Consider the following 1544-nt stretch of genomic DNA (forward strand, 5'->3'; position numbering starts at 1 on the left):
TAGCGGTAGTCCGTTGAATCAAGGTGGGCGGTAGAGGTGTATGCCTTGGCCTGCGGTAACGGCGTCGATGAGGGCTTGTAACTCAGGCGGTGGGGGCGCTTTCGACCATGCTTTCCACCAACGTGTGAGCGCGATGGCGGGGGTCAGCCAACTGCGGACGTTGCGCAGGGTGTGGGGCCAGCTGGGTGTTGGTGGTGGCGATGGGGCGGTTTGCGGTGGCTGGGATGTCGGGCGGCTGCCCCCTCTCAAGGGTGGGGTCCGGGTCGGGGCTGGGTGGGGAGGCGGGATCGGGCCCCTCGGCGAACCAGGTCGCCCAGCAGAAGGTGAACGCGCACAAGACCAGGGTTTGGTGACGGCGGATGGCCAGGTCGGAGCGGACCTGGAAGTCGGCCCAGCCCAACTCGTCCTTGACCTGCTTGTAGCCCTGTTCGACCCAGTGCCGCAGACCGTAGAGGCGGACCAGCTCGGCCAGGTCGGCGGGCGGGTGCGGGGACTCGGCCACGCGTGGGCCGCCGGGGCGGGGCAGGTTGGTGGCGAGGTACCAGGTGGCCTTGTCCGGCAGGGTGGCCGGGTCGAGGGTGGCAATCACCAGCCGCGTGGTCCCATCAGGTCCCCAAAACCCCAGACTCGCCTCGGCCGCCCACCAGGTCTCGACATGCCCATCGCGGAAACGCCGCTGCGCCGCCGTCCAGTCGCCGGGCGCGTCCGGCCCGTCCCAGGCCAGCACGGCGGCGGCGTCGCGGGGGGTGTAGGCATCGGCGCCATAGGCCCACGTGCCGTGCTTGGGGCGCACCGCCACCACCCAGCCCAAGCCCGCCGTGCGCAGCTCGCCACGGAAGTCGTCCAGGTCACCATAGGCGCAGTCGGCCAGCACGGCGCGAAAGGCTATCCCCGCCGTGACAGCTCGCCCGGCCAGCTCCACGGCAATCTGCCACTTGGTGCGGAAGGCCGCATCGTTCTTCCCCCGGGCGAAGTGGCGGGCCGGCGTGTAGGGCCGGGCATGCAACGGATAGTAGATCCGCTCATCGGCCCACAGCGTGGTCACCGTGACGATGCCATTGTCGGTCTTGCCGTAGCGGCCCAGCCATTGGCGGCCCACATGCGCGGTGGCGGTGCCGTCTTTGCGGTCCCCACTGTCATCGATCACCAGCACTCCGCCCGCGTGCGGCGCGGTCGCACTCTGAGCCAGCAGCACCTCCAGCCGCCGGGCATTGACCCGATCAGGATCCCAGCACGACTCGGACAGAAAGTACTGCACCCGCTGCGCCGCCGCGCTCTTGGACCCAACTACCGGCTCCACCCCGGCCAGCGCCGTGGCCGTCTTGTTGCGATCTCGCGGCGTCAGCAACCCCGTCACGTACTCCCGGAACCCGCGCCGCTGCCCCAGATGCGTGAACAGATCATCGAACCGGCCCGCGTACTCCTCCAACGGCCCCGGCGCGGGTGGAGACGGCTTGGCCTTGGTCATCGCCCCAGCTCCCTTCAAACGGAAGCCCCCGCACAAAAGCCTCTACCCGTCCATATCTTGATCTAACGGACTACCG

The 1544-nt window shown here is 69.2% G+C and carries 1 protein-coding gene; it reads right to left on the bottom strand.

What is annotated here, in order from left to right; all coding sequences use genetic code 11:
• Nucleotides 1–82: 82 nt before the first annotated feature.
• Nucleotides 83–1468 carry an IS701 family transposase gene (locus tag ACTMTI_RS56795; RefSeq protein WP_441129396.1) on the bottom strand — a complete coding sequence of 462 codons (1386 nt, stop codon included), beginning with the start codon at nucleotides 1466–1468 and terminating at the stop codon, nucleotides 83–85.
• Nucleotides 1469–1544 lie beyond the last annotated feature (76 nt).

It is taken from the genome of Nonomuraea sp. H19, assembly GCF_052068215.1.
In the GTDB taxonomy this organism is placed as follows: Bacteria; Actinomycetota; Actinomycetes; order Streptosporangiales; family Streptosporangiaceae; genus Nonomuraea.